The 18,549-nt window shown below is 57.0% G+C and carries 18 protein-coding genes; 7 read left to right on the plus strand and 11 right to left on the minus strand.

What is annotated here, in order from left to right; translation table 11 throughout:
* Window positions 1-42 precede the first annotated feature (42 nt).
* From yidC to rpmH, 4 genes are read right to left on the minus strand one after another with little or no spacing between them, the layout of a single operon-like run.
* Entirely contained in the window at window positions 43-1,728 is a 1,686-nt protein-coding gene (gene yidC / locus ACWGZX_RS14430; protein ID WP_452628783.1) for a membrane protein insertase YidC, read from the minus strand.
* A gap of 2 nt (window positions 1,729-1,730) precedes the next feature.
* The gene (gene yidD / locus ACWGZX_RS14435) at window positions 1,731-1,976 is read right to left on the minus strand and encodes a membrane protein insertion efficiency factor YidD (RefSeq protein WP_052966011.1); all 246 of its coding nucleotides are present in this window, start codon (window positions 1,974-1,976) and stop codon (window positions 1,731-1,733) included.
* Window positions 1,969-2,370: a ribonuclease P protein component gene (gene rnpA, locus ACWGZX_RS14440; RefSeq protein WP_452629018.1), complete on the minus strand. Its 402-nt coding sequence runs from the start codon at window positions 2,368-2,370 to the stop codon at window positions 1,969-1,971. Before rnpA ends, yidD begins: the two co-directional genes overlap by 8 nt.
* 16 nt (window positions 2,371-2,386) lie before the next feature.
* A complete protein-coding gene (rpmH, locus tag ACWGZX_RS14445) occupies window positions 2,387-2,521 on the minus strand; it encodes a 50S ribosomal protein L34 (protein ID WP_003213577.1) in 135 nt (44 codons plus the stop codon).
* A gap of 566 nt (window positions 2,522-3,087) precedes the next feature.
* Here rpmH and dnaA point away from each other — a divergent pair.
* From dnaA to gyrB, 4 genes are read left to right on the plus strand one after another with little or no spacing between them, the layout of a single operon-like run.
* The gene (gene dnaA, locus ACWGZX_RS14450) at window positions 3,088-4,611 is read left to right on the plus strand and encodes a chromosomal replication initiator protein DnaA (protein WP_007948104.1); all 1,524 of its coding nucleotides are present in this window, start codon (window positions 3,088-3,090) and stop codon (window positions 4,609-4,611) included.
* A 39-nt stretch (window positions 4,612-4,650) separates the two neighbouring features.
* A complete protein-coding gene (dnaN, locus tag ACWGZX_RS14455; RefSeq protein WP_017341709.1) occupies window positions 4,651-5,754 on the plus strand; it encodes a DNA polymerase III subunit beta in 1,104 nt (367 codons plus the stop codon).
* A 20-nt stretch (window positions 5,755-5,774) separates the two neighbouring features.
* On the plus strand, window positions 5,775-6,878 hold the full coding sequence (gene recF / locus ACWGZX_RS14460) for a DNA replication/repair protein RecF (RefSeq protein ID WP_123515478.1): 1,104 nt from the start codon (window positions 5,775-5,777) through the stop codon (window positions 6,876-6,878).
* A 5-nt stretch (window positions 6,879-6,883) separates the two neighbouring features.
* Entirely contained in the window at window positions 6,884-9,301 is a 2,418-nt protein-coding gene (gene gyrB, locus ACWGZX_RS14465) for a DNA topoisomerase (ATP-hydrolyzing) subunit B (RefSeq protein ID WP_452628784.1), read from the plus strand.
* 90 nt (window positions 9,302-9,391) lie between these two features.
* Here gyrB and ACWGZX_RS14470 read toward each other — a convergent pair whose 3' ends face one another.
* The 5 genes from ACWGZX_RS14470 to glyQ all read right to left on the minus strand — a co-directional run bounded on the left by ACWGZX_RS14470 (window position 9,392) and on the right by glyQ (window position 14,858).
* Window positions 9,392-10,105, minus strand: a complete 714-nt coding sequence (locus ACWGZX_RS14470) for a CatB-related O-acetyltransferase (protein ID WP_452628785.1) — start codon at window positions 10,103-10,105, stop codon at window positions 9,392-9,394.
* A 346-nt stretch (window positions 10,106-10,451) separates the two neighbouring features.
* Entirely contained in the window at window positions 10,452-11,231 is a 780-nt protein-coding gene (locus tag ACWGZX_RS14475; protein WP_223519784.1) for a lysophospholipid acyltransferase family protein, read from the minus strand.
* A 78-nt stretch (window positions 11,232-11,309) separates the two neighbouring features.
* Window positions 11,310-11,849, minus strand: coding sequence for a D-glycero-beta-D-manno-heptose 1,7-bisphosphate 7-phosphatase (gene gmhB / locus ACWGZX_RS14480; RefSeq protein WP_452629019.1), 540 nt, complete (start codon window positions 11,847-11,849; stop codon window positions 11,310-11,312).
* 4 nt (window positions 11,850-11,853) lie between these two features.
* Window positions 11,854-13,908 (minus strand): glycine--tRNA ligase subunit beta, encoded by a 2,055-nt coding sequence (gene glyS, locus ACWGZX_RS14485; protein ID WP_452628786.1) that lies wholly within the window; start codon window positions 13,906-13,908, stop codon window positions 11,854-11,856.
* On the minus strand, window positions 13,905-14,858 hold the full coding sequence (glyQ, locus tag ACWGZX_RS14490) for a glycine--tRNA ligase subunit alpha (RefSeq protein WP_003213601.1): 954 nt from the start codon (window positions 14,856-14,858) through the stop codon (window positions 13,905-13,907). Before glyQ ends, glyS begins: the two co-directional genes overlap by 4 nt.
* An 81-nt stretch (window positions 14,859-14,939) precedes the next feature.
* On the opposite strand from glyQ, the gene tag reads away from it, so the two are divergent.
* From tag to ACWGZX_RS14505, 3 genes are all read left to right on the plus strand, one after another.
* Window positions 14,940-15,497 carry a DNA-3-methyladenine glycosylase I gene (gene tag / locus ACWGZX_RS14495; RefSeq protein WP_452628787.1) on the plus strand — a complete coding sequence of 186 codons (558 nt, stop codon included), beginning with the start codon at window positions 14,940-14,942 and terminating at the stop codon, window positions 15,495-15,497.
* A 40-nt stretch (window positions 15,498-15,537) separates the two neighbouring features.
* Window positions 15,538-16,425 (plus strand): lysophospholipid acyltransferase, encoded by an 888-nt coding sequence (locus ACWGZX_RS14500; RefSeq protein WP_452628788.1) that lies wholly within the window; start codon window positions 15,538-15,540, stop codon window positions 16,423-16,425.
* Window positions 16,426-16,497: 72 nt separating this feature from the next.
* Window positions 16,498-16,737, plus strand: a complete 240-nt coding sequence (locus ACWGZX_RS14505) for a PilZ domain-containing protein (protein ID WP_452628789.1) — start codon at window positions 16,498-16,500, stop codon at window positions 16,735-16,737.
* Here the strand turns inward: ACWGZX_RS14505 and ACWGZX_RS14510 are convergent, their stop codons facing one another.
* Window positions 16,738-17,052, minus strand: coding sequence for a tetratricopeptide repeat protein (locus tag ACWGZX_RS14510; protein WP_452628790.1), 315 nt, complete (start codon window positions 17,050-17,052; stop codon window positions 16,738-16,740). It lies immediately after the preceding gene.
* A 117-nt stretch (window positions 17,053-17,169) separates the two neighbouring features.
* The gene (trkA, locus tag ACWGZX_RS14515; RefSeq protein WP_223519775.1) at window positions 17,170-18,543 is read right to left on the minus strand and encodes a Trk system potassium transporter TrkA; all 1,374 of its coding nucleotides are present in this window, start codon (window positions 18,541-18,543) and stop codon (window positions 17,170-17,172) included.
* Window positions 18,544-18,549: the final 6 nt, after the last annotated feature.

Raw genomic sequence — 18,549 nt, forward strand, 5'->3', positions numbered from 1 at the left:
GCCCCACTAGGGGGCGTTTTGAGTGGTTATCTACAGTGTAAATCAGGCAGCTGCTTTGGCAGCCGCTTCGATTTTACGTGTGATGTACCACTGTTGGGCGATGGACAGGCAGTTGTTCACTACCCAGTACAGCACCAGACCAGCCGGGAACCACAAGAAGAAGAAGGTGAAGATGATTGGCATCAGCTTCATCACCTTGGCCTGCATCGGGTCCGGAGGTGTCGGGTTCAACTGCTGCTGGATAAACATGGTTGCACCCATGATGATCGGCAGAATGAAGAACGGATCCTTGATCGACAGGTCGGTGATCCACAGCATGAACGGCGCTTGACGCATTTCAACGCTTTCCAGCAGAACCCAGTACAGCGAAAGGAATACCGGCATCTGCACGAGGATTGGCAAGCAACCACCCAGCGGATTGATCTTCTCTTTCTTGTACAGCTCCATCATGGCTTGCGACATTTTCTGCCGGTCATCGCCATGTTGCTCTTTCAGCGCGGCCAGTTTCGGTGCCACTGCACGCATGCGCGCCATGGATTTGTAGCTGGCGGCCGACAGAGGGAAGAAAATCCCTTTGATCAGCATGGTCAGGAAGATGATCGACCAGCCCCAGTTACCGACCAGCGCGTGGATGTGTTGCAACAGCCAGAAGATTGGCTGGGCAATGAACCACAGAATGCCGTAGTCGACGGTCAATTCCAGACCTGGGGACAACTCTTTCAGTACAGCCTGGCTTTTCGGGCCGGCGTACAGAACAGCGCTGACTTCAGCTTTCGCACCTGGCGCAACAGTGATTGCCGGGGCGGTGTAGCCGATGATGTAGTTGCCTTTGCTGTCTTTACGGGTCTGGACGACATTGTTTTCGCCCTTCGCCGGAATCCACGCAGTCACGAAGTAGTGTTGCAACCAGGCAACCCAACCACCGTTTACGGTTTCTTTCAGCTGAGCCTTGTCCATGTCCTTCATCGACACTTTCTTGTACGGCTCGTTACTTGTCCACAGGGCTGCGCCCAGATAAGTCGCGGTGCCGGTGGCAGTGCTGGAAGAAGGATCGGAGCTGGCATCACGCTTCAGTTGGGCGAACATCGCACCCGACCAAGGCTTGGCGCTTTCGTTGTCGATCAAGTAGGAAACTTCTACATCGTATTTGCCACGTTTCAGAGTGAAACGCTTGATGTAGTTGACGCCGTCCTTGCTGAACTTCAGGTCTACGACCAATTGGTCCTGACCGTCAGCCAGTTGGTAAACCTTCTTCTCCGAGGACCAAACCGGACGACCGGCAGGACTTGCATCCGGACCATCAGTGCCGATCAAACCGCTCTGAGCCAGATAAGTCCGCTCGTTGCCGTTATCGAACAACTGGAACGGGATATCCGGATGGTCCTGGCGACGTGGATACAGCGGCAGCGTCAGCTGGGCAACATCACCACCCTGTGGATCGACGGCCAGGTTGAGCACATCCGTTTTGATCTGGATGAGGTCTTTGCTTGCAGCTACTGGTGTTTCAGCAGGTGCAGTGGCGCTGGTATCGCTTGCGGCGCGTGGAATGTCGTCACTGACAGAAGCATTATTGCCAGTTGCCGTATCCGGTAGACCCGGTGCGGTAGTACTGGAAGCAACATTCTGAGTCGGCAGGGCAGCTTGGCCATAGTCCTGGTTCCATTTAAGAACCATAACGTAGGACACGATTGCCAGGGCGACGATCAGGATCGTGCGTTTGATATCCATGATTACTCGGCCATCGAAGAAGAACGGGAGGTAGGGATAGATGGAACCGGGTCATAACCACCGGGATTCCACGGATGACAGCGACCTAAACGACGAAAGGTCAGCCAGCCACCGCGCAGAAGGCCATGATTTTCTATGGCTTCATACGCGTAGCAGGAACAACTGGGGTAGAAGCGACAGTGACTGGCCATCAGAGGACTAATGGCATAGCGATAAAACTGGATCGGAACGAGTGCCAGTTTACGCATCGGGACTGTCTACCCCTACAGTTTCGGTTTTGACTGCTGGTACCGGCGTGCTGCGTGCCAGACGCTTCCAGAGTTTGCCGAAATGCTGAATCAATTCGGGGTTTCCTACGTCACCCAAACCTTTGCGCGCGACGATAACAATGTCCCAGCCGACCAGGGAATCCTGGTGCAGACGGAACGATTCGCGCATCAGACGTTTGAGGCGATTGCGCTCGACGGAGAGCTTTACGCTCTTTTTCCCGATAACCAACCCGAGACGGGGGTGATCAAGATCGTTGTTGCGCGCAAGGAGCAGGAGATTTTTCCCCGGAACCTTGCCGGTAGGGGAGTCAAAGACTGCCTTGAAATGCCGGGGAGTAAGCAGGCGCTTTTCCCGACTGAAGTCCTGACTCACCTCCAGTGCCGGATTATCAAACTGCCAGACGCGCACGACCTTTGGCGCGACGACGCGACAGGACGGCACGACCGTTCTTGGTAGCCATGCGAGCACGGAAACCGTGGGTACGAGCGCGTTTGATAGTGCTTGGTTGGAAAGTACGTTTCATTGTCGTGTTACCTGGTTCGTCCACAACGGGCCGGAATGGCCCCCGTTTTAAGAGACCGGGGATTCTAGAGAAAGCAAGCCTCTAGGTCAATTTCCAACCAACGTTTCCTTATAAATAGATCTCCAGAGGTTTTGCTCGTGAATAACCCGCCGTTAGAAATAGAAATAAGAAAGGAATTATTTAAAGCTTTTCTGTAAAGCTTATAAAAGCTAGGCAGGCGATCATCTGTGGATAACTCACTTCAAGCCTTCTATTCCGCGCTGTACAGAGAATGACAACTACGGTGGAAAACAGGGGGCAGCCTGTGCTGCGCTGTCGGATAACCTGTGGGTGAAAAGGCCTGTTATCCACAGGCTGGTTATCCACCGAGTTTCCCCCCTACTTGTGCAACGACCTTAGACCCGGTTATCCACAGAGCTTATACACAGACCGCTCGTCGTGTTTTTTGCGTATAAAGCGTTGATTGTTCTTGGTCAGTGATCCACCTACGTGTGGATAAGTCGGCGTCTGGTCGCTACAATGGCCGCTTGTTTTTGCCTCACCGGCTTTCAACTTAGGGGATATCCGTGTCAGTGGAACTTTGGCAGCAGTGCGTAGAGCTTTTGCGCGAAGAGCTGCCTGCCCAACAATTCAACACTTGGATCCGTCCACTACAGGTCGAAGCCGAAGGCGACGAGTTGCGTGTCTACGCACCGAATCGCTTTGTTCTCGACTGGGTCAACGAAAAGTATCTGGGCCGCGTTCTCGAACTGCTGGATGAGCACGGCAACGGCATGGCGCCGGTGCTGTCCTTATTAATAGGCAGCAAACGCAGTTCGGCACCGCGCGCTGCACCGAATGCGCCGTTGGCTGCCGCTGCGTCTCAGGCACAGGCTGCTCAAGCACCCGTTAGCGCTCCGGCGCCAGCGCCGACTGCCAGCGCACCGACCAAACGTGCAACGCAAAAAGTGGCCGAGATCAATGAAGAGCCGTCCCGCGACAGCTTCGACCCAATGGCCGGCGCCAGCTCGCAGCAAGCTCCGGTGCGCTCCGAGCAGCGCACCGTGCAAGTCGAAGGCGCGCTCAAGCACACCAGTTACCTGAACCGCACCTTTACCTTTGAAAATTTTGTCGAAGGTAAGTCCAACCAACTGGCCCGGGCGGCGGCCTGGCAGGTGGCGGACAATCCGAAGCACGGCTACAACCCACTCTTCCTTTATGGAGGCGTTGGTTTGGGTAAGACCCACTTGATGCACGCTGTGGGTAACCACCTATTAAAGAAGAACCCGAATGCCAAGGTCGTGTACCTGCATTCCGAGCGTTTCGTGGCCGATATGGTCAAGGCGCTGCAACTGAATGCGATCAACGAGTTCAAGCGCTTCTACCGATCAGTGGATGCGTTGCTCATCGATGACATTCAATTCTTCGCCCGCAAGGAACGGTCCCAGGAAGAGTTTTTCCACACCTTCAACGCCCTGCTTGAAGGTGGCCAGCAGGTCATTCTCACCAGTGACCGCTACCCGAAAGAAATCGAAGGCCTTGAAGAGCGTCTCAAGTCACGCTTCGGCTGGGGCCTGACGGTTGCCGTCGAGCCGCCGGAGCTGGAAACCCGCGTCGCGATCTTGATGAAAAAGGCCGACCAGGCCAAAGTCGATCTGCCTCATGACGCCGCGTTCTTCATTGCCCAACGCATTCGCTCCAACGTCCGTGAGCTGGAAGGCGCGCTGAAACGCGTGATCGCCCACTCGCACTTCATGGGCCGCGACATCACCATCGAGCTGATTCGCGAATCCCTGAAAGACTTGTTGGCGCTGCAAGACAAATTGGTCTCTGTGGATAACATTCAGCGCACTGTCGCCGAGTACTACAAGATCAAGATCTCTGACCTGCTGTCCAAGCGTCGCTCACGCTCGGTCGCACGTCCGCGTCAGGTTGCAATGGCGTTGTCCAAAGAGTTGACTAACCACAGCCTGCCGGAAATCGGCGATGTGTTTGGCGGCCGTGACCACACCACTGTTTTGCACGCCTGCCGCAAGATCAACGAGCTTAAGGAATCCGACGCGGACATCCGCGAGGACTACAAGAACCTGCTGCGTACACTGACCACTTGATGCACACCAGCGCAGCTTATTAAGGCAAGGGACTAGACCATGCATTTCACCATTCAACGCGAAGCCCTGTTGAAACCCCTGCAACTGGTCGCAGGCGTCGTTGAGCGCCGACAGACCTTGCCGGTGCTCTCCAACGTGCTGCTGGTTGTCGAAGGCCAGCAATTGTCGCTGACCGGTACCGACCTGGAAGTCGAGCTGGTCGGTCGTGTGCAACTTGAAGAGCCGGCGGATCCAGGTTCCATCACTGTGCCAGCGCGCAAGCTGATGGACATCTGCAAGAGCTTGCCGAACGATGCGCTGATCGACATCAAGGTCGATGAACAGAAGCTGGTGGTGAAGGCTGGCCGTAGCCGCTTCACCCTGTCGACCCTGCCGGCCAACGATTTCCCGACCGTGGAAGAAGGTCCGGGCTCGCTGACTTGCAGCCTGGAGCAAAGCAAACTGCGTCGCTTGATCGAGCGCACCAGCTTCGCCATGGCTCAGCAGGACGTTCGTTACTATCTGAACGGTATGCTGCTGGAAGTTTCGGCCGGAATCATTCGCGCCGTGGCCACCGACGGTCACCGTCTGGCCATGTGCTCGATGCAGGCCGATATCGGTCAGCCGGATCGCCATCAGGTCATCGTTCCACGCAAGGGCATCCTTGAACTGGCACGCCTGCTGACCGAGCCGGACGGCATCGTCAGCATCGTCCTGGGTCAGCACCACATCCGTGCAACCACTGGTGAGTTCACCTTCACCTCGAAACTGGTTGACGGTAAATTCCCGGATTACGAGCGTGTGCTACCTAAGGGCGGCGACAAGCTGGTACTCGGCGACCGTCAGGCGCTGCGTGAAGCCTTCAGCCGTACCGCAATTCTGTCCAACGAGAAGTACCGTGGTATCCGTCTGCAACTGGCCAACGGTCAGCTGAAAATCCAGGCGAACAACCCGGAGCAGGAAGAAGCGGAAGAAGAAGTGGGCGTTGAGTACAACGGTGGCAATCTGGAAATCGGCTTCAACGTGAGCTATCTGCTCGACGTGCTGGGCGTGATGACCACTGAGCAAGTTCGCCTGATCCTGTCAGACTCCAACAGCAGTGCGCTGGTGCAAGAGTCCGACAACGACGACTCGGCTTACGTTGTCATGCCGATGCGCCTGTAATCATGTTCAGCAGAAGCTAGATGTCGCTAAGTCGCGTCTCGGTCACCGCGGTGCGCAATTTGCACCCGGTGACCTTCTCCCCCTCCCCCCGAATCAACATTCTTTACGGCGCCAACGGCAGCGGCAAAACCAGTGTTCTGGAAGCCATTCATCTGCTGGGGCTTGCCCGTTCGTTCCGTAGCAGCCGTCTGTTGCCGGTGATTCAATACGAGCAATTGGCGTGCACCGTGTTTGGCCAGGTTGAATTGGCTGAGGGTGGGCACAGCGCGTTGGGCATCTCGCGTGACCGTCAGGGTGAATTTCAGATCCGCATCGACGGTCAGAATGCTCGCAGTGCGGCGCAATTGGCAGAGATCCTGCCACTCCAGCTGATCAACCCTGACAGCTTTCGCTTACTGGAAGGTGCGCCGAAGATCCGCCGGCAGTTTCTCGACTGGGGCGTGTTCCACGTGGAACCGCGTTTCATGTCCACCTGGCAGCGCTTGCAGAAGGCCCTGCGCCAGAGAAACTCTTGGCTGCGACATGGTACACTTGACGCCGTTTCGCAAGCGGTTTGGGACAGGGAACTGTGTCAGGCCAGCGCTGAAATCGATGAATACCGCCGCGCTTACATCAAAGCCTTGAAACCAGTCTTTGAACAGACCTTGAGCGAATTGGTTGAGCTTGAAGGTTTGACCCTCAGCTATTACCGAGGCTGGGACAAAGACCGCGAACTGAGTGCCGTACTCGCTGGGTCTCTTCAACGGGACCAGCAAATGGGTCACACCCAGGCCGGACCACAACGCGCTGATTTGCGCCTAAGACTGGGCGCACATAATGCCGCGGACATCTTGTCCCGGGGTCAGCAGAAGTTGGTGGTCTGTGCATTGCGGATTGCCCAAGGGCACTTGGTTAGCCAGGCCCGACGCGGCCAGTGTATTTATCTGGTGGATGACCTGCCGTCCGAGCTGGACGAGCAACACCGCCGCGCGCTTTGCCGCTTGCTGGAAGACTTACGCTGCCAGGTCTTTATCACCTGTGTAGATCACGAATTATTGAGGGAAGGCTGGCAGACGGAAACGCCAGTCGCTCTGTTCCACGTGGAACAGGGCCGTATCACCCAGACCCACGACCATCGGGAGTGAAGGCATTGAGCGAAGAAAATACGTACGACTCAACGAGCATTAAAGTGCTGAAAGGCCTGGATGCCGTACGCAAACGTCCCGGTATGTACATTGGTGACACCGACGATGGCAGCGGTCTGCACCACATGGTGTTCGAAGTGGTCGATAACTCGATCGACGAAGCTCTCGCCGGCCACTGCGACGACATCAGCATCATCATTCACCCGGATGAGTCCATCACCGTTCGCGACAACGGTCGTGGCATCCCGGTAGACGTGCACAAAGAAGAAGGCGTTTCGGCAGCCGAGGTCATCATGACCGTGCTGCACGCCGGCGGTAAGTTCGACGACAACTCCTACAAAGTATCCGGCGGTCTGCACGGTGTAGGTGTGTCGGTGGTGAACGCACTGTCCAAAGAACTGATCCTGACCGTTCGCCGCAGCGGCAAGATCTGGGAACAGACTTATATCCACGGTGTTCCGCAAGAGCCGATGAAGATCGTTGGCGAGAGCGAAACCACGGGCACTCAGATTCACTTCAAGCCTTCGGCTGAAACCTTCAAGAACATCCACTTTAGCTGGGACATCCTGGCCAAGCGGATTCGTGAACTGTCCTTCCTCAACTCCGGTGTCGGCATCGTCCTCAAGGATGAACGCAGCGGCAAGGAAGAGTTGTTCAAGTATGAAGGCGGCCTGCGTGCGTTCGTTGAATACCTGAACACCAACAAGACTCCGGTCAACCAGGTGTTCCACTTCAACATCCAGCGTGAAGACGGCATCGGCGTGGAAATCGCCCTGCAGTGGAACGACAGCTTCAACGAGAACCTGTTGTGCTTCACCAACAACATTCCACAGCGCGATGGCGGTACTCACCTGGTGGGTTTCCGTTCCGCACTGACGCGTAACCTGAACACCTACATCGAAGCCGAAGGTCTGGCGAAGAAACACAAAGTCGCGACCACCGGTGACGATGCCCGCGAAGGCCTGACCGCGATCATTTCGGTGAAAGTACCGGATCCGAAGTTCAGCTCCCAGACCAAAGACAAGCTGGTGTCTTCCGAAGTGAAGACCGCGGTCGAACAGGAAATGGGCAAATACTTCTCCGACTTCCTGTTGGAAAACCCGAACGAAGCCAAACTGGTCGTCGGCAAGATGATCGATGCGGCACGTGCGCGTGAAGCGGCGCGTAAAGCCCGTGAGATGACCCGTCGTAAAGGCGCGCTGGATATCGCTGGCCTGCCGGGCAAACTGGCTGACTGCCAGGAAAAAGACCCTGCGCTGTCCGAACTGTACCTCGTGGAAGGTGACTCTGCTGGCGGCTCCGCCAAGCAGGGACGCAACCGCCGCACCCAGGCCATCCTGCCGCTCAAGGGCAAGATCCTGAACGTCGAGAAGGCGCGCTTCGACAAGATGATCTCTTCGCAAGAAGTGGGTACCTTGATCACCGCGCTGGGCTGTGGCATCGGCCGCGACGAGTACAACATCGCCAAGCTGCGGTACCACAACATCATCATCATGACCGATGCTGACGTCGACGGTTCGCACATCCGTACCCTGCTGCTGACCTTCTTCTTCCGTCAGTTGCCGGAGCTGATCGAGCGCGGCTATATCTACATCGCCCAGCCACCGCTGTACAAGGTCAAAAAAGGCAAGCAAGAGCAATACATCAAAGACGACGACGCCATGGAAGAGTACATGACGCAGTCGGCCCTGGAAGATGCGAGCCTGCACCTGAACGAGGACGCTCCGGGTATTTCCGGACCTGCCCTCGAGCGCCTGGTGAATGACTTCCGTCTGGTAATGAAGACCCTCAAGCGTCTGTCGCGCCTGTACCCACAGGAATTGACCGAGCACTTCATCTACCTGCCAGCGGTGAGCATGGACCAACTGTCCGATCATGCAGCGATGCAGGATTGGCTGGCTCAATACGAAGTTCGCCTGCGCACCGTCGAGAAATCCGGCCTGGTCTACAAAGCCAGCCTGCGTGAAGACCGTGAACGTAACGTCTGGCTGCCAGAGGTCGAACTGATCTCCCACGGCCTGTCGAACTACGTCACTTTCAACCGCGACTTCTTCGGCAGCAACGACTATAAAACGGTCGTTTCCCTGGGCGCTCAATTGAGCACCCTGCTCGACGACGGCGCGTACATCCAGCGTGGCGAGCGCAAGAAGCCGGTCACCGAGTTCAAGGAAGCCCTTGAATGGTTGATGGCTGAAAGCACCAAGCGTCACACCATCCAGCGATACAAAGGTCTGGGTGAAATGAACCCGGATCAGCTGTGGGAAACCACCATGGACCCAAGCCAGCGCCGGATGCTCAAAGTGACCATCGAAGACGCCATTGGCGCAGACCAGATCTTCAACACCCTGATGGGTGATGCGGTCGAACCTCGCCGTGACTTCATCGAAAGCAATGCCCTGGCGGTTTCGAACCTGGACTTCTGATCCAGAGAACCTGCCAAACTAAAAAGGCCAACGTTTAACGTTGGCCTTTTTTTTGTCTGTGTTTAAGACGGGAACAATATCCCTATAGATTTACAACGTGGGCAGAACGCTGCACTTTTTGCGTGTGATTTGAATCTGCTGATAGTTAGCACGACTTTCTTCAGGGCTATCTGCCAATAGCGCTAACGTGGCCTGAGGATCATTCAACGGTAACGTCTTGAGCAACTCGACATCATGATTCCACCACTGACTACTGATCAATTCTTCAATTAGCTCAGGTGCATGCCGATATTTGACAACTTTTGCAGGGATCCCGGCAACGATAGCGTAGGGCGGTACATCATGGGCAACCAGGGCGCGGGTGGCGATGATTGCACCTGTGCCGACGGTGACCCCTTCCAGGATCATCGCACTGTGTCCAATCCAGACATCATGCCCAATCGTTACATCAGCAACTTCGGGATCGAAAATCAGACCTGTATCGGTGTACTGGAAAGGATGTGAACTGAGCCAGTCTGACGGATGTGAACTCTTTTGCTGTCCGATAAAACATCCACTGCCAATAGAGCAGAATCTCCCGATAGAGGACACTGCCGAAAGGACGCAGTCACTTCTGATATAGGTATGAGCACCGATTTCCAGTTTTTTTGATTCTATGACCACATACCCGAGAGAAACCCCCTCTTCCAGGGTCAGCGTCGATCTCTTGAACAACGACAACACACCGCCTGCCACTTTGCATTTATGCCTACGAATCCATTTCTTCCAATAATGATTTCGAAGGGTATCGATTATTTTTTTCATAAGAATTTATTTAGACATCCGTTATAGAGCAAAAGCAGCGCCCTATGAGCCAATGGCTGGAGTCTAAAGGAATCGGCTGAGGAGATGAAATGTTACAACCCTGACCAACCAAGTCGATTGAAGGTTGTCCAGTATTACCGCCTCCCGCCGTAGACCATAGCGTGGAAAACCGCAAACGACGGGCATAAAAAAACCGGCTATATCAGCCGGTTTTTTTGCGCCCCGAAAAAACTTATGCACCATTTTCGGCGTTTTATGTGTTTAAGAAATATGTATACAAATCATTATCTTACAAAACAAAAACGCTGATTTTCGAGAAAACGGTACACAGGTTATCCACAGAATCTCAGACAGCCACTTGATCACTGGCGGTCGGTGCTGCCGGGGCTGCCGGCAGCGAACCCATTTCCCGTTGCATCTGCTCGTTCCATGCTTGCACCCGGTCGTTCAGATCGGCAATGGCGCGAGGCCCGCTACCCTCTGCGTACATCGGTGCGCCGATGATCACGGTGATGACACCCTGCTTCTTCGCCCAACCGGTTTTTGGCCAGAACTTGCCGGCATTGTGCGCAATCGGCAGTACCGGAAGCGCGGCGTTGACGGCCAACGCGGTGCCACCGCGTGAGAACTTGCCGATAGTGCCAAAAGGAACGCGAGTCCCCTCAGGAAAGATCAGCACCCAGACGCCATCCTTCAGCAGTTCATCGCCTTTCTTCGCCACATGCTTGAGCGCGGCTTTGGGATTGTCGCGGTCGATGGCGATCGGTCGCAGCATGGCCATGGCCCAGCCGAAGAACGGTACATACAGTAATGAACGCTTGAGCACCTGGCTCAACGGCTCGAAGTAAGCGGAGAGAAAGAACGTTTCCCACGTGCTCTGGTGGTTCGACTGAATCACGCAGGGCTGATCAGGCACGTTCTCGGCACCCTTCACTTCGTAGCTGATGCCCAGGAACACTTTGCTCAGCCACAAGGCGCAGCGGCACCAGTACACGTTGATGAAACGATAACGCGCCTTGAATGGCAGAAACGGCGCGATAAAAAAGCTCAGGCTGCACCAGAGCAATGAGCTGGTGCCCAGCAGAAGGTAAAAGAGGAAGGTTCTGATGGCCTGCAGTATCGACATGGTGACGTTTACCGTGCGGGCTCTGCCCGTCTATAAGCGCACTCCCGATCAGTCCTTAATCGGAACAATCGAAGCACTTTAATTGTGGATAAGTTCTGCGGCAATCGCCGCCAGATCGTCAAAAATCAAGGTGCCTACCGGCAGGGACTTGCCCAACGTCTTTTCGCCTTTCCCTGTCTTTACCAAAACTGGCTGTGAATCGACGGCTTTGGCGGCTTCCAGGTCACCAAGGCTGTCGCCAACGAACCAAAGATTGGTCAGCGACACGTTGTAATGCTCGGCGATGGTTTTCAACATCCCGGGTTTCGGCTTGCGGCAATCGCAGCCTTCGTCCGGCCCGTGTGGGCAATAGACGATCAGCCCGACTTCACCGCCCTGCTCCGCCACCAACGAGCGCAAGCGCTCGTGCATGGCGTCCAGGGTGGCGATGTCGTAATAGCCGCGAGCGATGCCCGACTGGTTGGTAGCGACCGCTACCGTCCAGCCGGCCTTGCTCAACTGCGCGATGGCTTCGATCGAACCGGGGAGTGGAATCCACTCCTCCACCGACTTGATGTAAGCGTCGGAGTCGTAATTGATCACCCCGTCGCGATCGAGAATCAGCAGTTTCAACAGCAGCCCCTTAGCTCAGCAGCGAAATATCAGCGACGCCGAGGAACAGGCCACGCAGACGCGCCAGCAATGCATAACGGTTGGCGCGGACCTTGGCATCTTCCGCGTTGACCATTACGGCTTCGAAGAACGCATCCACCGGCTCGCGCAAGGCGGCCAGGCGAGCCAGCGATTCGCTGTACTGACGCGCAGCGGCCATCGGCTGGACAGCCTGGTCAGCCTGCTGGATCGCCGAGTACAGGGAGAACTCATTGGCATTGTCGAAGTACTTGGCTTCGACCACCGTCGGAACGGAGCCTTCGACCTTGCTCAGCAAGTTCGATACGCGCTTGTTCACGGCGGCCAGGGCAGCGGCTTCCGGCAATTTGCGGAAGGCCTCTACCGCTTGTACGCGCTGGTCGAAGTCCAGCGCCGAACCCGGCTTCAGGGCACGAACCGACAGGTAGGTTGCCACGTCGACACCTTCGTCTTCGTAACGGGCACGCAGACGGTCGAAGATGAACTCCAGCACGGCGTCGTTCAGGCCGGCAGCCTTGATCTTGGCACCGAATGCATCCACGGCGAAGGCCACGGCGTCGTTCAGGTCGAGTTCAAGCTTCTTGTCGATCAGGATGCGCAACACACCCAGCGCTGCACGGCGCAGGGCATACGGGTCTTTGCTGCCGGTTGGCAGCATGCCGATACCGAAAATGCCCACCAATGTGTCGAGCTTGTCGGCGATGGCCACGGCCGCACCGGTCAGGGTGGTCGGCAGTTCAGCGCCAGCACCGCGCGGCATGTACTGCTCGTTCAGCGCCAGGGCGACTTCTTCCGGTTCGCCATCATTGAGGGCGTAGTAGTAACCGGCGACGCCTTGCATCTCCGGGAACTCACCAACCATCTCGGTCGACAGGTCGCACTTGGACAGCAGGCCGGCACGGGAAGCCCATGCAGCGTTGCCGCCAATGCGTTGCGCGATGAACGCAGCGAGTTTGGAAACGCGCTCGGCCTTGTCGTAGACGCTGCCGAGTTTTTCCTGGAACACCACGTTTTGCAGGCGCAGGTTGAAGTCTTCGAGTTTCTGTTTCTTGTCTTGCTTGAAGAAGAACTCGGCGTCGGTAAGACGTGGGCGGACCACTTTCTCGTTACCGGCGATGATCTGCTGCGGGTCTTTGCTTTCGATGTTGGCCACAGTAATGAAACGTGGCAGCAACTTGCCGTCGGCATCCAGCAGGCAGAAATACTTCTGGTTGTCCTGCATGGTGGTGATCAGCGCTTCTTGCGGCACGTCGAGGAAACGCTCCTCGAACGAGCACACCAGCGGCACTGGCCATTCAACCAGCGCGGTCACTTCGTCGAGCAGCGCCGGCGGAACAATCGCCGTGCCTTCCTGACGGGTGGCCAGTTCTTCGGTGCGCTTGCTGATGATGTCGCGACGCTCGTTGGCATCGGCCAACACATAAGCGGCCCGCAAGTCGGCCAGGTAATTGGCCGGCGAGGTGATGCGCACGTTTTCCGGGTGGTGGAAGCGGTGACCACGGGAATCACGGCCAGCCTTCTGGGCAAGGATGGTGCAGTCGATGACCTGGTCACCGAGCAGCATCACCAGCCATTGGGTCGGGCGAACGAATTCTTCTTTGCGAGCGCCCCAACGCATGCGTTTCGGGATCGGCAGGTCGTTCAGCGAATCCTCGACGATGGTCGGCAGCAGGCTCGAGGTCGGCTTGCCAGCGATACGTTGGCTGTAACGCAGTTTCGGGCCGCTCTGATCGATTTCGCTCAGCTCGACGCCGCACTTCTTGGCAAAACCCAGTGCCGCTTGGGTCGGGTTGCCTTCAGCATCGAACGCAGCCTGACGTGGCGGACCATCGAGGTTAATGCTGCGATCCGGTTGCTGGGTGGCCAGCGACGTAATCAGTACCGCCAGGCGACGTGGCGCGGCGTAAACGGTTTTGGTCTCGTAGTTCAGGCCGGCGGCTTGCAGGCCCTTGTCGATACCGGCGAGGAACGCCTCGGCCAAGGTGTTCAGGGCTTTGGGTGGCAGTTCTTCAGTGCCCAGTTCAACCAGAAAATCCAGAGCACTCATTGTGCAGCCTCCAGCTTGGCCAGTACTTCATCACGCAGGTCCGGGGTCGCCATCGGGAAGCCCAGCTTGGCGCGAGCCAGCAGGTAGGCTTGCGCAACGGAACGCGCCAGGGTGCGCACACGCAGAATGTATTGCTGACGCGCGGTCACGGAGATCGCCCGGCGCGCATCCAGCAGGTTGAAAGTATGGGAGGCCTTCAACACCATTTCGTAGCTCGGCAACGGCAGCGGCTGGTCGAGTTCGATCAGGCGCTTGGCTTCGCTTTCGTAGAAATCGAACAGTTCGAACAGCTTCTCGACGTTGGCGTGCTCGAAGTTGTAGGTCGACTGCTCCACTTCGTTCTGGTGGAACACGTCGCCATAGGTCACTTTGCCGAACGGACCGTCAGCCCAGACCAGGTCGTAGACCGAGTCCACGCCTTGCAGGTACATGGCCAGACGTTCCAGGCCGTAAGTGATCTCGCCGGTCACCGGGTAGCATTCGATGCCGCCCGCTTGCTGGAAGTACGTGAATTGCGTCACTTCCATGCCGTTGAGCCAGACTTCCCAGCCCAGACCCCAGGCGCCGAGGGTTGGCGATTCCCAGTTGTCTTCGACAAAGCGAATGTCGTGGACCAGCGGGTCCAGGCCGACGTGCTTGAGGGAGCCCAGGTACAGTTCCTGGAAGTTGTCCGGGTTCGGCTTCAGCACTACCTGGAACTGGTAGTAGTGCTGCAGACGGTTCGGGTTTTCGCCGTAGCGGCCGTCAGTCGGGCGACGACTGGGCTGCACATAAGCGGCGTTCCAGGTTTCCGGGCCAATGGCGCGCAGGAATGTAGCAGTGTGGAAAGTGCCGGCGCCTACTTCCATATCGTAGGGCTGAAGTACCACACAACCTTGCTCGGCCCAGTATTGCTGGAGGGCGAGGATCAAGTCTTGGAAGGTACGCACGGCTGGCGTAGGCTGGCTCACGAAATTCACCTGTTTCTTGGGCTGCGATTTAAAGAGCGGGAGTATACCCGATTCATTGCTGCGCACGCCCCCTGGAGCCTTATGCCACGCTGCTTTTGGTGTTCCGAAGATCCGCTGTACATGGCTTATCACGACCAGGAGTGGGGCACGCCGCTACGCGATGCGCAGGGTTTGTTCGAGTTGCTTTTGCTCGAAGGGTTCCAGGCCGGCCTCTCATGGATCACGGTCTTGCGTAAACGTGAGCGTTATCGCGAGGTGTTGTTCGGCTTCGACGTACAGCGCGTGGCGCAGATGAGCGACGCGGAAATCGATGAATTGATGCTCGATCCAGGCATCATCCGCAACCGCCTCAAACTCAACGCCGCCCGGCGCAATGCCCAGGCATGGCTGGCGCTGGAGGACCCGGTGGATTTTTTTTGGTCCTTCGTCGGCGGTACGCCTGTGATCAATCATTTCAAGGATCGCACCGAAGTGCCGGCGGTCACGCCGGTGGCGGTGGAGATGAGCAAAGGCCTGAAAAAGGCCGGTTTTACGTTCGTCGGACCAACGATTTGTTATGCGCTGATGCAGGCCTCGGGCATGGTCATGGACCACACCCGCGATTGCGATCGCTACGCGACCTTGGCGAACGGCGGTTAGAATAGCCGCCTCGCGCACAGCACAAAATCAGGAGTGACCTGTGGATAAGTTTAAAGGCGCCTTGCTGGTAGGCGCTCTGCGGCTGTTTGCCCTGCTCCCGTGGCGGGCAGTGCAAGCGGTGGGCTCGGCGATTGGCTGGGCCATGTGGAAAACCCCCAACCGTTCCCGCGACGTGGTGCGGATCAATCTGGCCAAGTGTTTCCCGGACATGGACCCGGCCGAGCGTGAGCGTCTGGTCGGCCAGAGCCTGAAGGACATCGGTAAATCCCTGACCGAAAGCGCCTGCGCCTGGATCTGGCCGGCCCAGCGCTCGATTGATCTGGTGCGCGAAGTCGAAGGCCTTGACGTGTTGAAGGACGCCCTCGCCTCCGGCAAAGGTGTCGTTGGCATCACCAGCCACTTGGGCAACTGGGAAGTGTTGAACCACTTCTATTGCAACCAGTGCAAACCGATCATTTTTTACCGGCCACCGAAATTGAAGGCTGTGGACGAGTTGCTGCGCAAACAGCGGGTGCAATTGGGCAACCGGGTAGCTGCTTCCACCAAGGAAGGCATCCTCAGCGTGATCAAGGAAGTGCGCAAAGGTGGTGCAGTGGGCATTCCGGCTGACCCGGAACCGGCCGAATCTGCCGGGATCTTCGTGCCCTTCTTCGCCACCCAGGCGCTGACCAGCAAGTTCGTGCCGAACATGCTCGCGGGCGGCAAAGCGGTCGGCGTGTTCCTGCATGCGCTGCGGTTGCCGGACGGTTCGGGTTACAAAGTCATCCTGGAAGCGGCGCCAGAAGCCATGTACAGCACCGATACCGAGACGTCCTGCGCGGCCATGAGCCAAGTGGTCGAGCGTTATGTGCGGGCATATCCAAGCCAGTACATGTGGAGCATGAAGCGCTTCAAGAAGCGTCCGCCGGGTGAAGCACGCTGGTATTGAGTCTATTGGCATGATCTGTGGATAATCTTGGGGTCAGGGTTATCCACAGCTGTTCATTAAAGGGCGCAGCAGATGTCCGAACACCGCAAATCGTTTCGCATCAAAATCAGTCATGTAAGCTTCGGCGAATGCCTGGGTCAGACACGCAACCTTTCAACCACGGGCGTCTACGTCAAGCATCCGGGCTTGTCGTCGTTGCCTAAAGGCGCGGTGGTTTACGGGCAGGTGCAGGACTTACCCACAGGTGCGCCGCGTGTGCGCATGGAAGTGATTCAGGTGGATGGCGAAGGGATTGGCCTGCGTTATCTCTGATCAGTGCGCGTTTCGCTCAAGTTTCTTCAGAAACACCGTCATCTCCTTCTCTGCCTGCTTGTCGCCATGGACACGGGCGGCTTCCAGACCTTGTTCCCACGCCTTGCGAGCCGACGCGGAATCCTCCAGCGCCAGGTAGGCCTTGCCCAACAGCTTCCAGGCCGCTGAATACTTCGGATCGAATTCGACGCAACGCTGAAAATGCTCGGCAGCCTTGGCGTTTTCCCCGAGATCCAGGTAGCCCTTACCCAAGCCGAAGCGTAGCAGCGAGTTATCCACACCCTTGGCGAGCATTTTTTCCAGGGATTCGAGCATGGCGATATTTCCGAATGGGTGTCGTTTACAAAATCGTCTTCGCCGGCAAGCCGGCTCCTACAGGTTATGCGCGATCCTCTGTAGGAGCTGGCTTGCCAGCGAAGGCGGTCTAAAGGATCAGAAGAAGCTCAACCCCACATGAAACAACTTCTCCACATCGCGAATATGCTTTTTATCCACAAGGAACAAAATCACATGGTCGCCCGCTTCGATCACGGTATCGTCATGCGCAATGATCACTTCTTCATCACGAATAATCGCGCCAATCGTCGTACCCGGCGGTAAACCGATGTTCTCGATGGCCTTGCCAATCACCTTGCTCGACTTCGCATCGCCATGGGCAATTGCCTCAATAGCCTCCGCAGCTCCCCGGCGCAATGAGTGCACGCTGACGATATCGCCACGGCGCACGTGGGCCAGTAAGGTGCCGATGGTCGCCAGTTGCGGGCTGATGGCGATGTCGATGTCGCCGCCCTGAATCAAATCAACGTACGCCGGGTTGTTGATGATCGTCATCACTTTCTTCGCGCCCAGGCGCTTGGCCAGTAGCGAAGACATGATGTTGGCTTCGTCATCGTTGGTCAGGGCCAGGAAGATATCCGCGTCGGCGATATTCTCTTCCATCAGCAAGTCGCGGTCGGAGGCACTGCCTTGTAACACCACGGTGCTGTCGAGGGTGTCCGAGAGATGGCGGCAGCGAGCCGGGTTCATCTCGATGATCTTCACCTGGTAGCGGTTTTCGATGGCCTCGGCCAGACGCTCACCGATCTGCCCGCCCCCGGCGATGACGATGCGTTTGTAGGTTTCATCCAGCCGGCGCATTTCGCTCATCACGGCGCGAATATTGGCCTTGGCGGCGATGAAAAACACTTCGTCGTCCGCCTCGATGACGGTGTCACCCTGCGGCAGGATCGGCCGGTCACGGCGGAAAATCGCGGCGACGCGGGTTTCGACATTCGGCATGTGTTCGCGCAACTGTCGCAGTTGCTGGCCCACCAGCGGCCCGCCGTAGTACGCCTTCACTGCGACCAACTGCGCTTTGCCTTCGGCAAAGTCGATCACCTGCAAGGCGCCCGGATGCTCGATCAGGCGCTTGATGTAGTTGGTCACCACTTGTTCCGGGCTGATCAGCACATCGACCGGGATCGCGTCGTTATCGAACAATTCGGAGCGCGTGAGATAAGAAGCTTCGCGCACGCGAGCGATTTTGGTGGGCGTATGGAACAGCGTGTGTGCAACCTGACAGGCCACCATGTTGGTTTCGTCGCTGTTGGTCACGGCCACCAGCATGTCGGCATCGTCCGCACCGGCCTGGCGCAGCACCGTCGGCAGTGAGCCGCGGCCCTGAACGGTGCGGATGTCCAGCCGATCACCGAGGTCACGCAGGCGTTCGCCGTCGGTGTCGACCACCGTGATGTCATTGGCTTCGCTGGCCAAATGTTCTGCCAGCGAACCGCCGACTTGCCCCGCACCGAGGATGATGATTTTCATCCAGTC

Source organism: Pseudomonas sp. CLCA07, assembly GCF_053615335.1.